This window comes from Kitasatospora sp. NPDC057223 (assembly GCF_042669755.1).
Lineage (GTDB): Bacteria > Actinomycetota > Actinomycetes > Streptomycetales > Streptomycetaceae > Kitasatospora.
On record NZ_JBHUWW010000045.1, the window covers coordinates 20,455 to 40,133 of the forward strand.

Consider the following 19,679-nt stretch of genomic DNA (forward strand, 5'->3'; position numbering starts at 1 on the left):
CCGTACGCCGTAGTGCCCGGCGGCGCGGGCGTCAGCCGAGGCGCGACAGCAGCTCGACGCTCCGCCGCAGGACCGACTGCTCCTCGGGGGAGAGCCGCTCGGTGATCGCCGCCGCGATCCAGGCCTCCCGGCGGGCGCGCTGGGCGTGCAGGGCGTCGGTGCCCGCGCCGGTGGCGGCGACCAGCAGCTTGCGGCCGTCGGTGGCGTGCCGCTCCTGGCGGACCAGTCCGGCCCCGGTGAGCAGGCTGACGGTGCGGGCCATCGACTGGTGCCGGACCCGCTGCCGGGCGGCGAGGTCGCTGGTGGTCTGCGGGCCCTCGCGGACCAGCAGGCCGAGCACCCCCGCCTGGTTCTGGGGCAGGGCGTCGTCCGCCCGCAGGGCGCGGACCAGGCCGCCGATCGCGGTGCGCAGGTCCGCGGCGAGCTCCAGCGGGTCGGGGGCTGCCGGTGAAGAGGTCATGGGACAAGCCTACCCGTCGGGCCTGCAGCAGAACTGTACAGTTCTGCTGTATTGTTTTCGGCATGATCCTCACCAAGCTCGGCCACGCCTGCGTCCGCCTGGAGCAGAACGGCGTGACCCTCGTCATCGACCCGGGCATGTTCACCGAGCCCGAAGCCCTCGCCGGCGTGGACGCCGTACTGATCACGCACGAGCACTTCGACCACTTCGTCGAGGCGCGGCTCCGGGCCGCCCTGGAGGCGGACCCGGCCCTGCACGTCTGGACGAACGCCTCGGTCGCCGCGCAGCTGGACGGCGTGCGGCAGCGCGTCACGGTGGTCGGCGAGGGAGACGCCTTCGAGGTCGGCTCCCTCGGCGTCACCGTGCACGGCGAGTGGCACGCGGTGATCCACCCGGACATCCCGCGGGTCGGCAACATCGGTTTCACCGTCGACGGCCGGCTGTTCCACCCGGGGGACGCGCTGACCCTGCCGCCGCACGCGGTCGACACCCTGTTGGTGCCGGCCGGCGCGCCCTGGAGCAAGGCCTCCGAGATGATCGACTACGTTCGCGCGGCCGGGCCCGGCCGGGCGGTCGCCATCCACGAGGCGGTGCTCAGCGACGTCGGCCAGCAGCTCTACGGGCGCCTGCTCGGCGAGGGCGGCCCGGGCACGGGTGCGCCGTACCGGCAGCTGGCCTCCGGCGAGCAGCTGGACCTGGGCTGACGGACCGGGCTGACGGACCGGGCCGGCGGGCAAGGGCCGGCGGGCTGACGCCGCCGACCGGGCCCGATAGCCTGGCGCCATGTTGAAGATCGGACTGACGGGCGGGATCGGCGCGGGCAAGAGCGAGGTCTCCCGCCTCCTCGCCTCGTACGGCGCGGTGCTGGTGGACTCCGACCTGATCGCCCGCGAGGTGGTCGCCCCCGGCACCGAGGGCCTCAGGGCGGTGGCCGCCGAGTTCGGCCCGCAGGTGCTGCGGGCCGACGGCTCGCTGGACCGCCCGGCACTCGGCGCGCTGGTGTTCGCCGACCCGGAGCGGCTGCGGGCCCTGAACGCGATCGTCCACCCGCTGGTCCGCGCCCGGTCCGCCGAGCTGGAGGCGGCGGCAGCACCGGACGCCGTGGTCGTGCACGACGTCCCGCTGCTCGCCGAGAACGGCCTCGGCCCGCTGTTCGACCTGGTGGTCGTGGTCGACGCCGCCGACGAGGTGCGCCTGGACCGGCTGGTCCGCCTGCGCGGCATGGCCGAGGCGGAGGCGAAGGCCAGGATGGCGGCCCAGGCCACCCGGGAGGCCAGGCTGGCGGTGGCCGACCTGGTGATCGACAACGGTGGCCCGCTGGACGCGCTGGCCCCCAGGGTCCGTCAGGTCTGGGACGAGCTCACGGCCCGCTGACGCCCCGGGGGTGCCGGGGCGCCCGGCAGGCGGTCAGCGCGGCTGGATGAGGTCCCAGCGGTTGCCGTAGAGGTCCTCGAAGACAGCGACCGTGCCGTACGGCTCGTAGCGGGGTTCCTCCAGGAAGGTGACCCCGGCGGCGGTCATCCGCCGGTGGTCGGCCTCGAAGTCGTCCGTGTGGAGGAAGAGGCCGACCCGGCCGCCGGTCTGGTCGCCGATCCTGGCCTGCAGCTCCGGCCTGGCCGGCCGGGCCAGCAGCAGGCCGGTCTCCCGGGAGCCGCGCGGGGCGACGACCACCCAGCGGCTGCCGTCCCCGCGCGGGGAGTCCTCGCGCAGTTCGAAGCCGACGGCGCCGACGTAGAAGGCGATCGCCTCGTCGTAGTCGCGGACGAGCAGTGTGGTGAGTCCGATATGTGCCATCCGGAGATCGTGCCACAGCCGTGGGGTGGGCCGGCCCGCCGGTCGCGGCAGCGGGCCGGCCCACCCGGCGGGCGGGATCAGCGCGAGTGGACGCCGATCTCGTTCAGCGAGTACCGGTTGTCGGTACCCCGTTCCAGGGCGGTGATCCGGACGTAGCGTGCGGTCACCGGGGCGAACGGGCGGTTCTCCACGCCGCCCCGGCTGGTCGTGGTGCTGTAGACCGTCCGCCAGCTGCTCGCGTCCGAGGAGACCTCGATCCGGTACGACTTCGCGTACTGGTCGGACCAGTTCAGCACCACCCGGCCGACCTGCCGGGCGCTGCCGAGGTCGAGGCTGATCCACGCGGTCGCCACCGTCTTGCTGGCCCAGCGGGTGGAGGTGTCGCCGTCCACCGCCTTGCCGGGCGGGTAGGAGACGATGATCGCGTCCTGGTAGTCCGAGGCGGTTGCCCTGGCGCCGGTGGCCAGGTTGGCCAGGTTGTCGGTGCGCCGGGCGGGGAACTCGACGACCTGCTGGTAGGTGGGCCGGTTCTGCCAGGCGATCCGCGGCGCGGTGATGCCGCCCATCGCCCGGTGCACGATCGAGTCGGCGCACACCTGGTCGCCCGCGCCGCAGTACTTGTCGGCGGGGTAGGTCAGGGCCGCGGGGGTCGCCGCGGCGGTGCCCAGCGTCGAGAGCAGCACCTGCCGGCAGGCGGCCGCCGAGCCGTTGCCGCAGTACGTCCGGTCCAGCGCTCCGGCGACCGGGCGGCCGAGGACGGCCCGCAGGTCCTTGTCGACGAAGGACCACCAGCCGTGCTGGAACGCGGAGCCCTTGTGCGCCTCGCCGGCGGCGATGCCCGAACCCGGGCCGGCCGAGCCGAGCTGGCCGCCCGACGGCGACTCGTTGACCGGTGCGACGGCGGCCAGCGCGCGGTAGAGGTCGTCGCCCAGCGTGCCCTTGAACTCGCCCTCGACCAGCAGCGGCCACCAGGCGTCCAGGATCCGGACGGCCTCGGCGTCGGCGTAGACGCCGTCGCCCTTGGCGGCCTCCCGGCGGTGCGAGCCGGAGCCCAGCCAGGCGCGGAGCTTTGCGACGGCGGCGGCCTGCGCCGGATCGGTGACCGGCGCGGAGTCGATCACCTGGAGGATCTGCGGCAGCACCTGGTCGGCCCGCAGGTCGACGTTGGCGGCGTCCTCCATCGCCTTGGTGAGGCCGGCGCGCGTCACGCCGCCGCGCTGGGTCAGGGCGGCGACCCGCTGGTCGAGCAGGTCGGCCCGGTGGACGGAGCCGTTGCCCCAGGCAGAGGCGAAGCCGGGCGCCTGCTTGTTGTTCCAGCTGACGTAGTAGTCCTGGTCGACGGACTGCGGGTGCTGCGCCGGGGGGAGGACGGCGGAGGTGTTCGCCGCGGCGTCCCAGCCCTGCCACTCGAAGCCGGGCCGGGCCAGGATCGGCTGGTCCGGGTCGGTGCCGGCGGCGCGCACCGGGTCGGTGCCGGAGTTGTAGTAGGCGGTGTGGTCGGCGTCCGCGTAGAACCAGTTGAAGGTGTAGCCGACGTTCTGCGCGGCCTGCTGGAAGGTCTGCGCGGAGGTGATCGCCGCCGGGTCGTTGAACTGCTGGAACCCGATCACCGAGTCCAGGTCGTGCCGGTAGGTGGAGCGCAGCGCCGTGAAGGCGACGGGCTTGCCGCCGACCGTGCCGGTGTGGCTGACCAGCCCGTACGCGGAGCGCAGGGTCACCAGGTCGTAGGCGCCGGCCTCGGTGGCGTCGGCGGTGGTGGGGCTCCAGGCGTTGTGCTTGGACAGGGTGTCGAACGGCGTGCACACGTCGTGCAGCAGGTAGCTCCGGGACGCGGTGGTCGGCGCCGCCCCCGAGGTCTCGCACAGCTCGACGGCGAAGGTGTCGGTGATGTCCTGGTTGGCGGAGGTGGCACTCCAGGAGTAGTCGAGCCCGCGGCCGATCTCCACGTAGAAGCTCAGCCCGGGGAAGGAGGCGCCCCGGGTGCGCAGGCCCGGCCCGTCGAGCTCCTGGACCATCAGGATCTGCGGCGCGTAGTAGCCGGTCTGCGGTCCGAAGACGGCGACCGGGTGGCCGGAGGCGGTGTGCGCGCCGGAGACCAGCAGGGCGTTGGACATGCCCTTCCTCGCCGTGATCAGGTCGCCGGGAAGGACCCCCTCGGCGGCCGTCGCGGCCGGTGCGGCGGCAGCGGTGGCCGTGGCGGCGGCGGTGGTCGCGGCCGTTCCGGTGCCGCCCTGGGCGTGCGGGTAGGCGGTGACCGACCCGCTGTCCGGGACGGCGACGCCGGCCGGCGCGGCCGGCGAGTTCGCGTACGGGTAGGACGTGCCGTCGTGCACGGTGGACACGGCCTCGGGGTCGCTCTGCGCCCGCCAGGCGGCGTACGCGCGGTCGCCGTCCGCCACGCCGTAGCGGTTCTCGAACGCCAGCTTGGCGAGCGCGTTCTCGACCTCGCCGCCGCCCCCGCCGCCGAAGATCGCGCCGATCACGGAGGAGATCGCGACCACGTCGGTCGCCGTGAAGTTCTGGATCGTCGAGCCGTGGCCGGTCAGCACGTACTCACCGGGGTAGTTCGACGCGGCGAGGTCGGCGGCGATGAAGGAGTTGACGCCGGCGACGTAGTCCTGGATGTCCTGGTACGCCTGGGCGCCCCGGCCGCCGGTGGCGCGCACCCGGTCGAGCTGCTGCTGCAGGTCGGCCTCGGTGTACGGGGCGACGCTCCACAGGCTCTGCTCCAGCGAGCGGTTGCCCGCCGCACCGCCCGCGAACGAGGAGAGCTCGCCGCGGCCGACGTGGCGCAGCACGTCGATCAGCCAGAGCCGGTCCTGCCCGGCGGCGTAGCCCGCGCCGAACTCGGTGTCCGAGCGGGTGACGCCCTTGATGTGCGGGGTGCCGGTGGCCTTGTCCCGGGTGATGGTGACGCCCTGCCGGGGGGAGAGGGTGCTCTCGACCTGGCCGGCCGCGACCCCGAACGAGGCGTCGTTGAAGTACGAGGACAGCTGGTCGTCCGTCAGGCCGGAGTAGTCGTGCAGCAGGTTGTCGTAGGCCTCGATCTGGTCGGCGGAGTGCGCGGGCCGGGTGCCGACGCTCTGGTGCAGCAGGATCCCGGCCAGGGTGGCGTGCCCGTTCTCGCCGGCGGTCAGGATGTCCTGGCACTGGCCGAGGCAGGGGTCGCCCGCTGCGGGTACCGGGCCGTTGGCACCGGCCGCCGAGGCGGGCGGCGCCGCCGTGGCCGTGAGCAGCAGGGCCGCCGCGGCGAACGCGGAGACGAGGACGGCCCGGGGCCGCGAGCGGCGTCGGGCGGACGGGGCAGGGGGCACCTGGGCCTCTTCCTGGGGCGGGGGACGCACCGGCGATCGGGGTGCACGCGAACGCTAGCTCCCGGCGGCTACGCACCGGTAGATCTCCGGCTCCCCCTGCCATGTGAACGCAACATGCCATTCATGGAATGCATATGACGGCACAGCAGTTTGCCGGATGCGGGCGAATGGCCCGGAAAATACCGCGCCCCGCCGGCCGGGTCGCGGCGGGCGGGGCGGGGTGCGGGCAGGAGGTCAGATCCGGAAGATCGAGCCGACGAACTCCGCGAGGAGGCGCTCCTTGAGCGGCCCCGGCAGCGCGTCCAGCAGGACCAGCACGGGTGCCATCCGCCCCGGCAGCCCGGCCTGGACGTCGAGTCCGGCGAAGGCCAGCACGCCGGCCACCTCCTCGGGGCCGAGGGTCGCCGGGTCCAGGCCCGCCGCCAGTTCGGCGAGCGCCGGGTCGACCGCCACCGGCGCCAGCGCCCGGGCGGCCTTCAGCGCCTCGGCGAGGTCGCCGAGCAGCGCGTCCACCTGGCCGACGGTGGCCGGCGTCAGGGTCAGGTGCAGGTTGGGCGGCAGGCCGTCGTAGGAGAGCTGGGGCTGCAGGTACCAGCCGCGTTCGCGCATCTCGTCGGCGAGGTGCAGCAGCAGGCTCAGGTCCGGGGTCCGCGCGTCGGCAGCGGCGTCGCCGTCGCCGGTGCCGCCGCCCGTACCGTCGTCGGTGACCAGGGTGAAGGCGACCAGGCCCGCCGCCGGCTCACCCAGCACCCGCACGCCGTCCACCGCCCGCAGCCCGGCGAGGAGCCGGTCGGAGGCCTCGGCGACCCGGCCGGCCAGCTCGGTGTAGCCGTCCTCGCCGACGTGCCGCAGCACCGCCCAGGCCTGGGCGAGCAGTCCGCCCGACTTGGTGCCCTGCACGGTCGGGTTGACGACCGGGTAGCCGGGCCAGCCGGCGTGCGCGAAGTACTGGTGGCGGCGCAGTTCGGCGTCGCGGTAGAGCACCACCGAGGCGCCCTTGTCCGCGTAGCCGTACTTGTGCAGGTCCACGGAGAGCGAGGTGACGCCCGGCACCGACAGGTCGAAGGCGGGTATCTCGCGGCCGGCCCGCCGCAGGTAGGGCAGGATCCAGCCGCCGATGCAGGCGTCGACGTGGCACAGCACGCCGCGTTCGGCGGCGGCCGCGGCGATCTCCGCCACCGGGTCGATCACGCCGTGCGCGTAGCTCGGCGCGGAGGCGACCACCAGGACGGTGCGGTCGGTGAGGGCGGCGGCGGTGGCGGCCGCGTCGGCCCGGTAGGTGGTGCGGTCCACCGGCACCACCACGGGCCGTACCCCGAGGTAGGCGGCGGCCTTGTGGAACGCGGCGTGGGCGGTCGAGGGCAGCACCAGCTCCGGGTCGGTGACCCCGCGGGTGGCCCGGGCGTGGTCGCGGGCCGTCTTGACCGCCAGCAGGATGCTCTCGGTGCCGCCGCTGGTGAACGTGCCCTGCGTGCCGGGGGTGCCGAGCAGCGCGGCGGCCGCCCGGACGAGGTCGTTCTCCAGCCGGGCGACACTCGGGAAGACCGTCATGTCCAGGCCGTTGACGGTGGCGTACGCGGTGTAGGCGGCCGCCGCGAGTTCGTCCAGGCCGTCGAGGCCCGCGTCGTACACGTAGGCGAAGGTGCGGCCGCCCCGGGTGGGGGCGTCGGAGCCGCGCAGGGCGCGCAGCTCCGCCAGGACGTCCCCGGCCGGGACGCCGGCCGGCAGTGCGGCGGTGGGGGTGGGGTCAGCTGACACGGGCGGTCTCGTCCTCAGGAGTAGGGATGTCGGTGGTGGTCGGGTCCTCGCGGTAGCGGCGCAGCAGCCACAGGCTGCCGGCCGCGAGGACGGCGGGAACGACGCCCATGCCGACGGTGATGGCGCTCAGGGCGGAGGCCGGCTGCGCCACCGGGTGGTCGGCGTCGGAGGCGCGGAAGCCGCTGAGCGCCAGCACGGCGGCGAACACTCCGGCGCCCAGGGCGAGGGCCAGGGTCTCGGCGGCCGTCCACAGGCCGGTGAAGGTCGCGGCGCGCTGCCGGCCCGTCCGGGCGGTGTCGGCGGCGAGGGTGTCGGCGAGCATCGTCAGCGGCAGCAACTGGAGCCCCGCGTAGGCGATCCCGACCACGGCGGCGGCCAGGTAGCCGAGGGCGGGGCCGGCCTGGGAGGTGAGCGCCATCGCCACCGCCCCGGCGAGGAACAGCAGCGAGGCGCACCACTGCGCGTAGCCGGTGCCGCGGCTGCGGGCCAGCCGGTTCCACAGCGGCATGACCAGCACCAGCGGGCCGATCATGAAGGCGAACAGCGGCGTGACGGCGCTCGCCGACCCCAGCGTGTACGTCGCGAAGTACTGCACGCCGGCGAGCATCACGCCGATCGCCAGTGCCTGCGTCGTCCACATGCCGACCAGGAAGAGGAACGCGCGGTTGCCGCGCGCGGCGGCGAGCTGGGCCCGCAGGGACGGCTCCGCCTCGCTGCGGGCGACCGTCGGCGCCCGCCGGGTGGTGTGCCAGGCGCCGAACATGCCGGCCGCGAGCAGGGCCGCGACCGCCAGCCCCATCAGCCGGTAGCTCGACGGCGTGTCGCCGTCGGCGTGCGCGATGGCCGGGGCCACCGCTCCGGACAGCAGGATCGCCACGCCGAGGAACGCCACCCGCCAGCCCAGCAGTCGGCCGCGCTCGGTGCGGTCGGCGGTCATCTCGGCCGGCATCGTGACGTAGGGCACCTGGAAGAGCGCGTAGGCGGTGGCCGCCAGCAGGAACATCACGGCGACGTAGCCGGCGGCGGCCGCGCCGCGCAGCGGCGGTGCGGCGAACACGAGCGCGAACAGCGGCGGCAGCGTGCAGGCGCCGATCAGCAGGAACGGCCGGCGGGGCCCGGCCCGCCAGGTGCTGCGGTCCGACACCGCCCCGACCAGCGGGTTGATCAGCACGTCCCAGGCCTTGGGGAGGAACACGGCGGCGCCGGCCACCGCGGCGGGGACGGCCAGCACGTTGGTCAGGTAGTAGAGCAGGATCAGCCCGGGGACGGTCCCGAAGGCGCCGGTGCACAGGGAGCCCAGGCCGTAGCCGATCCGGACCGAACGGGGCAGCGGCGGGGCGGCGCCGGCGGTGCTCATCGTGACCCGCCGGCGGCGGTGGCCGGCCGGCGGGGCCGGACCCGGGCCCGGTGCTCTGTGAACTGGTTGCCGGGCATGGGACTCCTCGACGGGGGTGGCGCGGTGGGCGCACACCGGAAAGGGACGGGAGCCGGCCCGGTACGCAGGAGCTGTCCGGGGCGGCGGGGCCACGGGAGACGGACGTCACCGGGCGCCGGGGCGGGCCAGGGTCAACAGGAGCGCGTACGGCGCGGCGCCGGGCAGCCGCCTCGCGCACCGGTGCGGTGCGCGGGGGTGTTCGGGGCTGCGGGGACGCCTGACATGCAGCAGATCATGAACGAGAACAGGCCAGACGACAAGGGCCGTCCCAGTCCTCGGTGTGCTTTCGCGTGCGGTCGCGGGCTACTCGGTGACCGGACCGCGGGGCTCCGGGCCGGTGCTCGGGTCGCGGGTGAGCAGGTAGCGGGCGCCGGGGCCGGCGGCGCCCGCGCGGTCGCCCGCGTTGTAGAGCGCGCAGCGGGAGACGGAGAGGCAGCCGCAGCCGATGCAGCCGGTCAGTTTGGCCTTCAGGCGTTCCAGCTCGGCGATCTGCTCGTCGATCCGGGTCTGCCAGGAGCGGGCGACGCCGCTCCAGTCGGCGCTGCTGGGCGCGCGGTCCTCGGGCAGCCGGTCCAGTGCGGTGCGGGCTTCGTCCAGTGACAGGCCCACCCGTTGGGCGGCCCGGACGAAGGCGACCCGGCGCAGCGTGGCGCGCGGGTAGCGGCGCTGGCCGCCGGCGGTGCGCTCGGCGTGGATCAGGCCGAGCTTCTCGTAGTAGCGCAGGGCGGAGGTGGCCAGGCCGCTGCGTTCGGCGAGCTGGCCGATGGTCAGGCGGTCGTGGCGGTGCGGTCCCATGGCGGCCACTGTAGCGCTTGACTTGAAGTCGGCTTCAAGTTGCACGATCCTCCCATGACCACCGCAGAGACACCTGCCCGGCGGTACGGCTTCGCCGACCTGCCCGCGCTGATGGGCCTGATGACCGGCGACGAGAAGCACGGCCCCGCCGCCACCTCCACCCTGGACGCCCTCTGGGTGCTCTACGACCGGGTGCTGGACGTGGGCCCCGGCACCTTCGGGCGCCAGGACCGCGACCGGTTCCTGCTCTCCAAGGGCCACGGTCCGATGGCCTACTACGCGGTGCTCGCGGCGAAGGGCTTCCTCTCCCCGGACGTGCTGCCGAGCTTCGGCGCGTACGACTCGCCGCTCGGCCACCACCCGGACCGGCTGCTCGTCCCCGGGGTGGAGATCAGCTCCGGTTCGCTCGGGCACGGCCTGCCGCTCGCCGTGGGCAGCGCGCTGGGGCTGCGGGCCCAGGGGCTGGACGGCCCGGCGGTGTGGGTGCTGCTCGGCGACGCCGAGTTCGACGAGGGCTCCAACCACGAGGCGATGGCCTTCGCCGGGGCGGCTTGCCTGGAGCGCCTGCACGCCGTGGTGATCGACAACTCCTCGGCGACGCACGGCTGGCGCGGCGGCATCGCGGCCCGCTTCGAGGCCGAGGGGTGGTCGGCGGTGACGGTCGACGGGCGTGACCACGAGGCGCTGTACGCGGCCTGCACCGCGCCGCACCCGGGGCGCCCGCACGTGGTCGTCGCCCGCGTCGAGCCCAAGTAGTACCTCTGCCGGACCCGCTGAACCACTCACCGAGGGACTCACCGATGGACACCATGCGCGACCGCTTCCTCGACATCACCGCCCGCCTGCTCGACGAGGACCCGCGCCTGGCCGTGGTGCTCGCCGACGTCAGCGCCGCCGGCTTCGCGCCGGCCGCCGCCCGGCACCCCGACCGGGTGGTCAACGTCGGCATCCGCGAACAGCTGCTGATCGGCGCGGCCGGCGGTCTGGCGCTGACCGGCATGCGCCCGATCGCCCACACCTTCGCCAGCTTCCTGATCGAGCGGCCCTTCGAGCAGGTCAAGCTGGACCTGGTCCACCAGGGCGTCGGCGCGGTGCTGGTCAGCGCCGCCGGCTCCTACGACTGGCCGGCCGGCGGCCGCACCCACATGGCGCCGGGGGACGTCGCCCTGCTGGACACGCTGCCCGACTGGACGGTCCACGTGCCCGGACACCCCGACGAGGCCGAGCGGCTGCTGCGGCACGCCGTGGCGGACGGCGACCGCAACGTCTACGTCAGGCTCTCCGCCCAGCAGAACGCGGCTGCGGTGACGGGGGAGCCGGGGCGCTTCACCACCGTCCGCAAGGGCCGCGGCGGCGTGGTGCTGGCCGTCGGGCCGATGCTCGACGCGGTGCTGGAGGCCACCGAGACGCTCGACGTCACGCTGCTCTACGCGACCACCGTCCGGCCGTTCGACGCGCCCGGCCTGCGGTCGGCGGTCGGCGGCAGCGCCGACGTGGTGATCGTCGAGCCGTACCTCGCGGGCACCTCCGACCGGGAGGCCCACGAGGCGCTCAGTGCCCTCCCGCACCGGGTGCTCGGCCTGGGCGTGCCGCGCGCCGAGCACCGCCAGTACGGTTCCGTCGCCGAGCACCTGGTCGCCTACGGGCTGGACGCCCGTTCGTTGCGCGACCGGTTCATGTCCTTCCTGTGGTGAGGGCGCGCCGCGGGCCGGGCGCGCGGTCAGCCGGTGCGCACCACGGCCGCGCTGTCGGGCCCCAGCAGCAGTGACTCCCCGTCGGGCTCGCAGCTCCCGAACACCGCGAGCGACTCGGCGTACGGCGCGCCGAGCGGCACCGGGCACGGGTCCGCGTCGCCGAGGTTGACCGCGACCCGGTACGGGCCCCGGTGCACCACCAGCCAGCGCCGCTCCTCGTCGTGGGCCACCCGCACGGCCGCGAGGTCCGGGTCGCAGAGCTCCGGATGGGTGCGCCGCAGCCGGAGCAGCAGCCGGTACCAGGCGAGCAGTGCGGCGTGCGGCTGCTGTGCCGGCTCGCCCCAGTCGAGGGTGGAGACGTGCACGGTCTGCGGGGCCTGCGGGTCGGGCACGTCCTCGGCCTGCCAGCCGTGCTCGGCGAACTCCCGGCGCCGGCCGCGGCGGACGGCCTCGGCGAGGGCCGGGTCGGTGTGGTCGGTGAAGTACTGCCAGGGGGTGCCGGCGCCCCACTCCTCGCCCATGAACAGCATCGGCGTGAACGGCGAGGTGAGCACCAGGGCGGCGCCGGCGGCGAGCCGGCCCGGGGCCAGGCTCGCGGAGAGCCGGTCACCGAGGGCCCGGTTGCCGATCTGGTCGTGGGTCTGCAGGTAGCCGAGCAGCCGGTGGCCGCGGGACGGCGGGAAGGGGCGGCCGTGGCTGCGGCCGCGGAACGAGGAGAAGCCGCCGTCGTGGAACCACCCCCGGGTCAGCACCTTGGCGAGGGTGGCGAACGGTGCGGCGGCGAAGTCGGCGTAGTAGCCCTGGGACTCGCCGGTCAGCGCGGTGTGCAGGGCGTGGTGGAAGTCGTCGCTCCACTGCGCGGCCAGGCCCTGTCCGCCGGCGTCGCGTGGCGTCGTGGTGTGCGGGTCGTTGCGGTCGGATTCGGCGACCAGGAACAGCGGGCGGTTGGTGGTGACGGCCAACCGGTCCACCTCCGTGGCGAGTTGCTCCAGGAAGTGCAGGGCCCGGTCGTCGGCCAGGGCGTGCACCGCGTCCAGCCGCAGCCCGTCGATCCGGTAGTCGCGCAGCCAGGCCAGCGCGCTGCCGATGAGGTAGGCGCGGACTTCGTCGGAGCCGGGGGCGTCCAGGTTGACGGCCGAGCCCCAGGGGGTGTGGTGGCGGTCGGTGAAGTACGGGCCGAAGGCGGGCAGGTGGTTGCCGGACGGGCCGAGGTGGTTGTGCACCACGTCCAGCACCACGCCGAGGCCCTTGCGGTGCGCGGTGTCGACAAAGCGCTTCAGTCCTTCGGGCCCGCCGTACGGCTCGTGCACGGCCCAGAGCGAGACGCCGTCGTAGCCCCAGCCGTGCCGCCCCGGGAACGGGCAGACGGGCATCAGCTCGACGAAGTCGACGCCGAGCTCCACCAGGTGGTCCAGCCGCTCGGCGGCCGCGTCGAACGTCCCGGCCGGGGTGAAGGTTCCGACGTGCAGCTCGTACAGGACGGCGCCGGGCAGCGGCCTGCCCCGCCACGAGGTGTCGGACCAGCGGAAGGCGCCGTGGTCGACGGCGCGGCTGGGCCCGTCCGGGCCGGACGGCTGGCGCGGTGAGCGCGGGTCGGGCAGCGGCGGGCCGCCGTCCAGGCGGTAGGCGTAGTCCCCGGCCGGGGCCGTGCCGTGCCACCAGCCGGGCCGCCCGGGGGCCGGCTCCAGGTGGAACCTGCTGCCCTCCACCTCCACCTCTACCAGAGCGGCCTCCGGGGCCCAGACCTCGTACCGGCTCACACGTGCTCCTCGGGGTGGGACGGCGGGCGGGTCAGCAGGGCGACGGGGTGCTGCGCCAGCAGCTCGGCCGTCCGGACGGGCCCGGCCGGGAAGGCGCGCAGGGTCAGCAGGTCCGTCCACGGCAGGTCGCCGGCCGGCAGCTCCAGGGTGCTGTCGCCCCAGCCGCCCGCCTGCGCGAGCCCGTACGGGAGCCGGGTGACGGCGGTGACGACGTCCTCGCCGCGCCGGAACGCCAGCAGGTGGCCGGCGGCCGCCCCGTGCGCGCCGAGCGGCCGGTAGCGGCCGAGCGGGCGCTCGCGCCGCAGGTGCAGGGCGGTCGCGGTGAGGTGCAGCTTCTCGCGGGCGAGGTCGGCGGGCCGGTCGGCCGGGGAGTCGGTCAGCCGGACGGCCAGCGCACCGAGGTCGACCGGCCCGCGGTTGTCCGGGTCGACCAGGGTGTACAGCGGCTCCTCGCTGCCCTGGTAGACGTCCGGCACGCCCGGCACGGTCAGGTGCAGCAGCGCCGCCGAGAGCGTGTTCACCCGGGCGTAGGGGGCGTTGGCCGCCACGAAGCCCTCGATCCGCGGCAGCAGCCCGGGATTGGCGTACACCGCGCGGGCGTAGTCGGTGAGCTGTTGCTCGTAGGCCGCGTCGGGGGCCGTCCAGGAGGTCTGGAGCTTGGCCTCGCGGGCGGCCTTGAGCAGGGCGGTGACCAGGCGCTCGGGTGTGATCGGCCAGGCGGCGACCAGGGTCTGCCAGAGCAGCCAGGCGCTGTTGCGGTCCGGGCACGGGCCGGCCGCCGCCGTCCAGGCGGCCGCCTCGTCGGCCCAGAGCTGCGGCTGCTCGGCGAGGACGGCGAGGCGGGCGCGGGCGTCGGCGCTGCGCTTGGTGTCGTGGGTGGAGAGCGCCGTCATGGTGTGCGGCCAGTGCCGCTCGACGTGCTCGCACCAGGCGTGGAAGTCGGCCGGCGGGACACCGGGCCGGGAGGGTTCGCCGCCGACCTCGTTGAGCGAGGTCAGCGCGTTGAAGCGGTAGAAGGCGGTGTCCTCGACGCCCTTCGCGGCGACGGCGGCGGCGGTCTGCGCGAAGCGGACGCAGAACTCGTCCTTCGCCGGGCTGCCGCCGAGCCGTCCGAGAGTCAGGCCGGCCACCAGGTCGAGCGCGCCGCCGCGCTGCGCCCCGGCAGGCCCGCCGTCCAGCTCCAGCGCGGCCCGCAGCTGCTCGGCCGCGGCCTCGGGGGCCGGCTCGCCGGGGCGCACGTACGGGCGGTAGACGGGGTAGCCGGTCAGTATCCGGTGCAGGGCCTCGCGCAGCTCCCACGGCGCGTGGTCCGCGAGGGCCGGCTCCTCGGCGCAGATCCGGACCGCGAGCCGGGCCAGCCGGTCCACCTCGGCGGCCAGCTCGCCGCGCTCGGCGGTGAGCTGGGCCCGCCCGCGCCGCGCCGCCGCGACCGCCGGGTGCGGATCGGCGCAGGGCTGCCCGGGGCCCGCACCGGGGGTGTCCGCGCCGTCCAGGAAGCGTTCGTACCCGGCGGTGAGCCGGCAGGCGCCCGCGTGGTCGGTGAGGACGCCGTCGATGCGGTGCAGGGCGTCGTAGCCGGTGGTGCCGGCCACCGGCCAGTCGGCGGGCAGCTCCTCCTCGCCGGTGAGGATCTTCTCGACCACGGTGTACGCGCCGCCGGTGGCGTCGGCGAGGCGCCGCAGGTATCCGCGCGGGTCGGCGAGGCCGTCGGGGTGGTCGATCCGGAACCCGTCCAGCAGGCCCTCGGCGTGCAGGCGCAGCAGGGTGCCGTGGGTGGCCTCGAACACCTCGGGCAGCTCGACCCGCACCGCGATCAGGCTGTTCACGGTGAAGAACCGGCGGTAGTTCAGCTCGGTGCGGGCCAGTTGCCACCAGGCCAGCCGGTACCACTGGCGTTCCAGCAGGTCGGGCAGGGGCAGCCGCTCGGTGCCGGGCCGCAGCGGGAAGGCGTGGTCGTGGTAGCGCAGCACGTCCCCGTCGACCGCCAGCTCGTCGAGGACGCTGCCGAGCCGGCCGCCGAGCAGCGGCAGCAGCAGCCGGCCGCGGTCCGGGGCGTCCACCGGGCCGGGGTGCGCGGCCCAGTCGATGTCGAACCAGCGCGCGTACGGCGAGTCGGGCCCGTCCCGCAGCACGTGCCAGAGCGGCTGGTTGAGCTGTTCGGGGACGGGGACGGCCATGTGGTTGGGCACCACGTCGGCGATCAGCCGCAGGCCGTGGCGGCGGGCCTCGGCGGCCAGCTCCCGCAGGGCGTTCTCGCCGCCGAGCTGTTCGCTGACCCGGCTGTGGTCCACGGTGTCGTAGCCGTGGGTGGAGCCGGCGGTGGCCTCCAGCAGCGGGGACAGGTGCAGGTGGGAGACGCCGAGCGCGGCCAGGTACGGCACGGCGGCGGCGGCGTCGTGCAGGGTGAAGGCGGGCTGGAGCTGGAGCCGGTAGCTGGCGGTGGGGGCCTGGACCGTGTGCGCCCGGCCGTCACCGGCCGGGCGTGGCTGCGCGGGCTCGGCGGGTGAGGTCATGGACCTATACCTACCCGCCGCAGCCCGCGGCTATGGCCCGATGTCGCGCGAACGGGTGAACCTGACCGTGATCAGGCTCGCTGCAGCACCATCAGTGAGCGGTCGGGCAGCCAGAGCGCGTCGCCCGCCTTGACCCGGGTGCCGGTGCCGCGTGCGGGCAGCACCGGCTGCGCCGTGTCGACCACCACGTGCCACTCCTTGCCGTGCCCGGCCGGGACGGTGAACTCCAGCGGCTCGAAGTGGGCGTTGAACAGCAGCAGGAAGGAGTCGTCGGTGATCTTCCCGCCGCGCCGGTCCGGCTCGGAGATCGCGTCGCCGTTCAGGAAGACGGTGAGCGACTTGGCGTAGCTGGCGCCCCAGTCCCGCTTGGTCATCTCCTCCCCGGCCGGGGTGAACCAGGCGATGTCGGTCAGGTCGTCGTGGGTGCCGGAGACCGGGCGGCCGTGGAAGAACCGGCGGCGCCGGAACACCGGGTGGTCCCGGCGCAGCCAGATCATGCCCTGGGTGAACTCCAGCAGCCGGGCGTCCGGTGCCGCGTCGCCCTCGGAGCCGCCGTCGGGCCAGTGCACCCAGGAGAGCTCGTTGTCCTGGCAGTAGGCGTTGTTGTTGCCGTGCTGGGTGCGGCCCAGCTCGTCGCCGTGCGAGAGCATCGGGACGCCCTGGGAGAGCATCAGGGTGGCGATGAAGTTGCGCTGCTGGCGCGCTCTCAGCTCCTCGACGGCGGGGTCGTCGCTCGGGCCCTCGGCGCCGCTGTTCCAGGAGCGGTTGAAGGACTCGCCGTCCCGGCTGTCCTCGCCGTTGGCCTCGTTGTGCTTGTCGTTGTAGGAGACCAGGTCGCGCAGGGTGAAGCCGTCGTGGCAGGTGACGAAGTTGATGGAGGCGATGGGCCGCCGGCCGTCGTCCTGGTAGAGGTCGGAGGAGCCGGTGAGCCGGGAGCCGAACTCGGCGAGCGTGGCGTTCTCGCCGCGCCACAGGTCGCGGACGGTGTCGCGGTACATGCCGTTCCACTCCGTCCACAGCGGGGGGAAGTTGCCCACCTGGTAGCCGCCCTCGCCCAGGTCCCACGGCTCGGCGATCAGCTTGGCCTGGGAGACCACCGGGTCCTGCTGGACGAGGTCGAAGAACGAGGAGAGCCGGTCGACCTCGTGGAACTGCCGGGCGAGGGTGGCGGCGAGGTCGAAGCGGAACCCGTCGACGTGCATCTCGGTGACCCAGTAGCGCAGCGAGTCCATGATCATCTGTAGGACGTGCGGGCTGCGCATCAGCAGGCTGTTGCCGGTGCCGGTGGTGTCCTCGTAGAAGCGCTGGTCCTGCGCGAGGCGGTAGTACGAGACGTTGTCCAGGCCGCGCAGCGACAGTGTCGGGCCGAGGTGGTTGCCCTCCGCCGTGTGGTTGTAGACGACGTCCAGGATCACCTCGATGCCGGCCGCGTGCAGCGCCTTGACCATCGACTTGAACTCCTGCACCTGCTGGCCGCGGTCGCCGCCGGAGGAGTACGAGGAGTGCGGGGCGAAGAAGCCGATGGTGTTGTAGCCCCAGTAGTTGGCGAGCCCGAGGTCGCGCAGCCGGTGGTCACGGACGAACTGGTGCACCGGCATCAGCTCGATCGCCGTCACCCCGAGCTTCGCCAGGTGCTCGATCACCGCCGGGTGCGCCAGGCCCGCGTAGGTGCCCCGGATCTCGTCCGGGATGCCCGGGTGGAGCTGGGTCAGCCCCTTCACGTGCGCCTCGTACAGCACCGTGCGGTGGTAGTCGGTGCGCGGCGGCCGGTCGGTGCCCCAGTCGAAGTACGGGTTGATCACCACCGAGTGCATGGTGTGCGGCGCGGAGTCCAGGTCGTTGCGGCGCTCCGGCGCGCCGAAGTGGTAGCCGTACACCGCCTCGTCCCAGTCGATGTTGCCGCTCATCGCCTTGGCGTACGGGTCGAGCAGGAGCTTGGCGCTGTTGTGGCGCTGCCCGAGCCCCGGGTTGTAGGGGCCGTGCACCCGGAACCCGTAGCGCTGGCCCGGCTGTACGCCCGGGATGTAGGCGTGCCGGACGAACGCGTCCGTCTCGCGCAGCTCGACGGCCGTCTCCGAGCCGTCCTCGCCGAACAGGCAGAGCTCGATCCGGTCGGCGCTCTCGGAGAACACCGCGAAGTTGGTGCCGGCCCCGTCGTAGGTGGCGCCAAGGGGGTACGGGTGACCTGGCCAGACCTGCATAAGTCCTCAACTTCTTTGTGTATGGCGGGAACTGACGATCTCTCCGGCCTCGGCCCGGCGCTTTCCGCCTTCTTCCCGGCCGGGCGGCCGGGCATGTGCGGCTGTCGCGTACCGTGACGCACGGCACACCTGGCATACTCCCCGACGCTCCGCCCGAGCCATGGTCCATTCGGCACTTGTTCGCCCGAACGGGTGTCCATGAGGCCCCTGAGACGGGAGAGGCGGGCACGGGGTGCGCGTCGCGGTCGGCCATCCGGCTGCGGGCTCCGCACGCCGGGCAGTACCCTTGATCGTCCGGAGTGCCCGGAATCTCCGGGGCCGGTGGGCCCCGGGCGGGGGCGGGCTCCGCCACCGCCACGGTTGAGGTGCTGTCAGCCCACGACCCATCAGTGAACGACCCATCAGTGAACGACCCGTCACTCCGCGCGGAGCGGACGGCCGAGAGGTGAGGTAGCGCATGGTGTTCCCCGCCGGCGGCCGGGGCGGCGGACCCGGCGGCACCGACCGAGGGCCCGGCCGCAGCGAGGCGCCGACGGTCGTCATGCGCCCCTCGCTGGCCGGCCGCGCCACCGTGCCCGCCCAGGGCGGCCCGGTCGAGGTCCCCGCGCTCGCCTGGTCCGGCGGCGAATGGGACGACGCCTACCAGCGGGTGCGGCTCGCCGGACGCGCCTACGTCTGGCTCAACCTGGTCGAACAGCGGCTGCGCTCCCTCGTCGACGAGGTGCTGCGCCCGGTCTACGCCCCCGCCCACGGCGAGGACTGGGTGACCGCCGCCGCCGGCCCGGCCGGCGAGGAGTGGGCCCACCGGGCCGGCGCCGTCCGCGAGGTCAGCCGCCGCAAGGGCTACCTGCTCGACCCCGCCGACGACGACCCGCTGGTCTTCCTCACCCTGCCCCAGCTGCGCGAACTCATGGTCCAGCACTGGCCCTGCTTCGAGCCCTTCCTCGCCGACCGCCGGGAGATAGAGCTCGCCCTCGACGAGCTGGAGGTCGCCCGGCACGTCGTCTCCCGCAACCGGACCCTCTCGCAGACCGTCCTCGCCCAGACCGAGCGCGCCGCCGCCCGGCTGCTCGCCCTGCTCGACGGCGGGACGGGCGGGGTGCCCGCCGACGTCGTCGAGTCCCTGGTCGCCGGCCGGTACGCGGACGTCGTCGCCGTGCACGCGGACCGGGTCCGCCTCCAGCGCGACCTGCCGGTGGAGGACCTGCTGGACGGCGCCCGGCGCCTCGACGCCGTCGGCATCGGCCTCGGCATGCTCTGCCAGAACTACACCGGCCGGCGGCTGGTGCGGCTCGCCACCGACGGCTGCCGGGTCCGGCTGCTCTTCCTCAACCCGGCCAGCAGCGCGGTGCGCCGCCGCGAGCGCGAGCTGGGGCTCGGGCGCGGCGAGCTGGCCCGGTCGATCGAGATGAACATCATGCACGTCCGGCGCGTCCGGGCCCGGCTGCGCGACCCGGGGGGCTTCGAGATCCGGGTCTTCGACGAGACGCCGCGCTTCACCGCCTACCTGGTCGAGGGCCCCCGCCAGTCCGCCCAGGCCGGCGGCCGGCGGCAGTCCACCGACCTCGGGGTGATCCAGCCGTACCTGCGCAAGGCGCGCGGCATGGAGTCCCCCGCGCTGGTGCTGCGGGGCGGCGCCGGGCAGCAGCCGGGGGCCACCGAGCCGGGGCTGCTGGAGGTCTACCGCGAGGAGTTCGAGGGCATCTGGGGGGACTCCCGGCCGGTCTCCTGAGCCGGTCTCCTGAGCCGGTCTCCCGAGCCGGTGCCCTGCCCCTGGCGGCTGTCCCGGCGGCCCCGGGATGGGCCGGACGGATGGCAACCGGCCGGTATTCGGCCGATGGGCGGTCAGCCGTCCGCCCCTGTGCGGCGCGCTGCCGGGCGGGCGTTGCTAGCGTCGGAGCCATGATCAACCGGGCCGGCGGCCTGCCGTCCGCCTGCCCTCACGCCCGCCGTCT

General features: G+C 74.6%; 14 protein-coding genes. 5 read left to right on the forward strand and 9 right to left on the reverse strand.

From position 1 onward, the window contains the following. Nucleotides 1-31: 31 nt before the first annotated feature. On the reverse strand, nucleotides 32-460 hold the full coding sequence (locus ACFUK0_RS18030; RefSeq protein ID WP_380251196.1) for a MarR family winged helix-turn-helix transcriptional regulator: 429 nt from the start codon (nucleotides 458-460) through the stop codon (nucleotides 32-34). Nucleotides 461-522: 62 nt separating this feature from the next. Between ACFUK0_RS18030 and ACFUK0_RS18035 the strand changes: the two genes are divergently transcribed. Beyond that, nucleotides 523-1,164, forward strand: a complete 642-nt coding sequence (locus tag ACFUK0_RS18035; protein ID WP_380251198.1) for an MBL fold metallo-hydrolase — start codon at nucleotides 523-525, stop codon at nucleotides 1,162-1,164. A 79-nt stretch (nucleotides 1,165-1,243) separates the two neighbouring features. Further along, complete coding sequence (gene coaE, locus ACFUK0_RS18040; protein WP_380251200.1) at nucleotides 1,244-1,834, forward strand: dephospho-CoA kinase; 591 nt, start codon at nucleotides 1,244-1,246, stop codon at nucleotides 1,832-1,834. Between the two features lie 33 nt (nucleotides 1,835-1,867). Here coaE and ACFUK0_RS18045 read toward each other — a convergent pair whose 3' ends face one another. The 5 genes from ACFUK0_RS18045 to soxR all read right to left on the reverse strand — a co-directional run bounded on the left by ACFUK0_RS18045 (nucleotide 1,868) and on the right by soxR (nucleotide 9,556). Then, complete coding sequence (locus ACFUK0_RS18045; protein WP_380251202.1) at nucleotides 1,868-2,254, reverse strand: VOC family protein; 387 nt, start codon at nucleotides 2,252-2,254, stop codon at nucleotides 1,868-1,870. A gap of 77 nt (nucleotides 2,255-2,331) precedes the next feature. Beyond that, nucleotides 2,332-5,568, reverse strand: coding sequence for a penicillin acylase family protein (locus ACFUK0_RS18050; protein WP_380251204.1), 3,237 nt, complete (start codon nucleotides 5,566-5,568; stop codon nucleotides 2,332-2,334). Between the two features lie 234 nt (nucleotides 5,569-5,802). Continuing rightward, nucleotides 5,803-7,326: a pyridoxal phosphate-dependent decarboxylase family protein gene (locus ACFUK0_RS18055; protein WP_380251206.1), complete on the reverse strand. Its 1,524-nt coding sequence runs from the start codon at nucleotides 7,324-7,326 to the stop codon at nucleotides 5,803-5,805. Next, complete coding sequence (locus ACFUK0_RS18060) at nucleotides 7,316-8,683, reverse strand: MFS transporter (RefSeq protein ID WP_380251208.1); 1,368 nt, start codon at nucleotides 8,681-8,683, stop codon at nucleotides 7,316-7,318. Before ACFUK0_RS18060 ends, ACFUK0_RS18055 begins: the two co-directional genes overlap by 11 nt. 381 nt (nucleotides 8,684-9,064) lie before the next feature. Continuing rightward, entirely contained in the window at nucleotides 9,065-9,556 is a 492-nt protein-coding gene (gene soxR / locus ACFUK0_RS18065; RefSeq protein ID WP_380251210.1) for a redox-sensitive transcriptional activator SoxR, read from the reverse strand. A 54-nt stretch (nucleotides 9,557-9,610) separates the two neighbouring features. On the opposite strand from soxR, the gene ACFUK0_RS18070 reads away from it, so the two are divergent. Both ACFUK0_RS18070 and ACFUK0_RS18075 read left to right on the forward strand, forming a co-directional pair. Continuing rightward, on the forward strand, nucleotides 9,611-10,312 hold the full coding sequence (locus ACFUK0_RS18070) for a transketolase (RefSeq protein ID WP_380251212.1): 702 nt from the start codon (nucleotides 9,611-9,613) through the stop codon (nucleotides 10,310-10,312). Nucleotides 10,313-10,356: 44 nt separating this feature from the next. After that, a complete protein-coding gene (locus ACFUK0_RS18075) occupies nucleotides 10,357-11,250 on the forward strand; it encodes a transketolase family protein (protein WP_380251214.1) in 894 nt (297 codons plus the stop codon). A 26-nt stretch (nucleotides 11,251-11,276) separates the two neighbouring features. On the opposite strand, the gene treZ is transcribed toward ACFUK0_RS18075, so the two are convergent. The 3 genes from treZ to glgX form a co-directional block, all read right to left on the reverse strand. Next, a complete protein-coding gene (treZ, locus tag ACFUK0_RS18080; RefSeq protein WP_380251216.1) occupies nucleotides 11,277-13,010 on the reverse strand; it encodes a malto-oligosyltrehalose trehalohydrolase in 1,734 nt (577 codons plus the stop codon). Further along, nucleotides 13,007-15,523 carry a malto-oligosyltrehalose synthase gene (gene treY, locus ACFUK0_RS18085; RefSeq protein WP_380251218.1) on the reverse strand — a complete coding sequence of 839 codons (2,517 nt, stop codon included), beginning with the start codon at nucleotides 15,521-15,523 and terminating at the stop codon, nucleotides 13,007-13,009. The genes treZ and treY overlap by 4 nt, the downstream gene beginning before the upstream one ends. 71 nt (nucleotides 15,524-15,594) lie before the next feature. Further along, nucleotides 15,595-17,724, reverse strand: coding sequence for a glycogen debranching protein GlgX (gene glgX / locus ACFUK0_RS18090; RefSeq protein ID WP_380251220.1), 2,130 nt, complete (start codon nucleotides 17,722-17,724; stop codon nucleotides 15,595-15,597). A 457-nt stretch (nucleotides 17,725-18,181) separates the two neighbouring features. On the opposite strand from glgX, the gene ACFUK0_RS18095 reads away from it, so the two are divergent. Next, nucleotides 18,182-19,456, forward strand: coding sequence for an SAV2148 family HEPN domain-containing protein (locus tag ACFUK0_RS18095; RefSeq protein ID WP_380251222.1), 1,275 nt, complete (start codon nucleotides 18,182-18,184; stop codon nucleotides 19,454-19,456). Nucleotides 19,457-19,679: the final 223 nt, after the last annotated feature.

Bases quoted from the DNA above. Each gene is read 5' to 3' on its own strand.
- ACFUK0_RS18030 (WP_380251196.1), bottom strand. From the start codon at position 460: ATGACCTCTTCACCGGCAGCCCCCGACCCGCTGGAGCTCGCCGCGGAC.
- ACFUK0_RS18035 (WP_380251198.1), top strand. From the start codon at position 523: ATGATCCTCACCAAGCTCGGCCACGCCTGCGTCCGCCTGGAGCAGAAC.
- coaE (WP_380251200.1), top strand. From the start codon at position 1,244: ATGTTGAAGATCGGACTGACGGGCGGGATCGGCGCGGGCAAGAGCGAG.
- ACFUK0_RS18045 (WP_380251202.1), bottom strand. From the start codon at position 2,254: ATGGCACATATCGGACTCACCACACTGCTCGTCCGCGACTACGACGAG.
- ACFUK0_RS18060 (WP_380251208.1), bottom strand. From the start codon at position 8,683: ATGAGCACCGCCGGCGCCGCCCCGCCGCTGCCCCGTTCGGTCCGGATC.
- soxR (WP_380251210.1), bottom strand. From the start codon at position 9,556: ATGGGACCGCACCGCCACGACCGCCTGACCATCGGCCAGCTCGCCGAA.
- ACFUK0_RS18070 (WP_380251212.1), top strand. From the start codon at position 9,611: ATGACCACCGCAGAGACACCTGCCCGGCGGTACGGCTTCGCCGACCTG.
- ACFUK0_RS18075 (WP_380251214.1), top strand. From the start codon at position 10,357: ATGGACACCATGCGCGACCGCTTCCTCGACATCACCGCCCGCCTGCTC.
- treY (WP_380251218.1), bottom strand. From the start codon at position 15,523: ATGACCTCACCCGCCGAGCCCGCGCAGCCACGCCCGGCCGGTGACGGC.
- glgX (WP_380251220.1), bottom strand. From the start codon at position 17,724: ATGCAGGTCTGGCCAGGTCACCCGTACCCCCTTGGCGCCACCTACGAC.
- ACFUK0_RS18095 (WP_380251222.1), top strand. From the start codon at position 18,182: ATGGTGTTCCCCGCCGGCGGCCGGGGCGGCGGACCCGGCGGCACCGAC.